We start from the raw sequence: 1,412 nt of genomic DNA, 5'->3' as shown, positions 1-1,412 counted from the left end.
AGTTGAGTCCCGCATAGTGGTGTAGCGCGGTGGCCCCGTGATCGTCTCTGACGAGGACGCGGTCACCGTGTGATCCTTCGAGTGAACCTCTCACAGCACTCTCGAACGGAGTCATCACGATGACCGCTCCTCATATTGTCGACCCTCACGGCCTGCTCGGTGAAGCCCTGGCCGAAGCCTCCCCGGATCTGATGCGCACGATGCTGCAAAGGATCATCAACGAGCTCCTCTCCGCGGATGCTGACGCGGTCGCCGGCGCTGAATACGGCCGGCCCAGCCCCGGTCGAACTGTCCAGCGCAACGGCTACCGCCACCGCGACCTCGACACCCGCCTCGGCACGATCGACGTCGCCGTACCCAAGCTCCGCACCGGCACCTACTTTCCCGAGTGGCTGCTCGAGCGTCGCAAACGTGCCGAGTCCGCCCTGATCACCGTGGTCGCCGACTGCTACCTCGCCGGCGTCTCCACTCGCCGCATGGACAAGCTCGTCAAGACCCTCGGCATCAACTCGCTCTCGAGATCGCAGGTCAGTCGCATGGCGGCCGATCTCGACGAGCACGTCGAGCAGTTCCGCCACCGACCCTTGGACGCTGCCGGCCCTTTCACGTTCGTTGCCGCCGATGCGCTCACGATGAAGGTCCGTGAGGGTGGGCGGGTGATCAACGCGGTCGTCCTGGTCGCGACCGGAGTCAATGGTGACGGGCACCGCGAGGTCCTCGGCATGCGAGTGGCAACCAGCGAGACCGGCGCCGCGTGGAGCAGCTTCTTCGCCGACCTCGTCGCACGTGGGTTGGGCGGAGTCCGGCTGGTCACCTCCGATGCCCACGCCGGACTGGTCGAGGCAATCGCAGCTCACCTGCCCGGCGCATCCTGGCAGCGCTGCCGCACCCACTACGCCGCGAACCTGATGAGCATCTGCCCCAAGAGCATGTGGCCTGCCGTGAAGGCGATGCTGCATAGCGTCTATGACCAGCCCGATGCCGCCGCGGTGACCGCGCAGTTCGACCGACTCCTGGACTACGTGGGCGAAAAGCTCCCCGACGTGGCCGAACACCTCGACGCCGCCCGCGCTGACGTCCTCGCGTTCACCGGCTTCCCCAAGGACGTCTGGATGCAGATCTGGTCGAACAATCCCGCCGAACGACTCAATCGCGAGATCCGCCGGCGCACGGACTCAGTGGGGATCTTCCCTACCCGCGACGCGATCATCCGACTCGTCGGCGCGGTGCTGGCAGAACAGACCGATGAATGGGCCGAAGGACGCCGCTACCTCGGCCTCGACGTCCTCGCCCGCTGCCGTCTCACGCTCACCACCAACCCCGCGAACGAGGTGACCACCGAAGCCCTTCCCGCCCTTACCGCCTGACCCCTCTCATCGAAGGACCGCTACACCACTTCCAGGGACTTGACC

Annotated in this window: 1 protein-coding gene; it reads left to right on the top strand. The window is 66.1% G+C overall.

The window, feature by feature from the left end; all coding sequences use genetic code 11:
- Window positions 1-119 precede the first annotated feature (119 nt).
- Entirely contained in the window at window positions 120-1,367 is a 1,248-nt protein-coding gene (locus CIK71_RS16925; RefSeq protein ID WP_096166853.1) for an IS256 family transposase, read from the top strand.
- Window positions 1,368-1,412 lie beyond the last annotated feature (45 nt).

This window comes from Brachybacterium alimentarium (genome assembly GCF_002332425.1).
Taxonomy (GTDB): domain Bacteria; phylum Actinomycetota; class Actinomycetes; order Actinomycetales; family Dermabacteraceae; genus Brachybacterium; species Brachybacterium alimentarium.
The sequence above is the reverse complement of the archived record's forward strand: the minus strand, read 5'-3'. Positions and strand labels throughout refer to the sequence as shown.

Bases quoted from the DNA above. Each gene is read 5' to 3' on its own strand.
- CIK71_RS16925 (WP_096166853.1), top strand. From the start codon at position 120: ATGACCGCTCCTCATATTGTCGACCCTCACGGCCTGCTCGGTGAAGCC.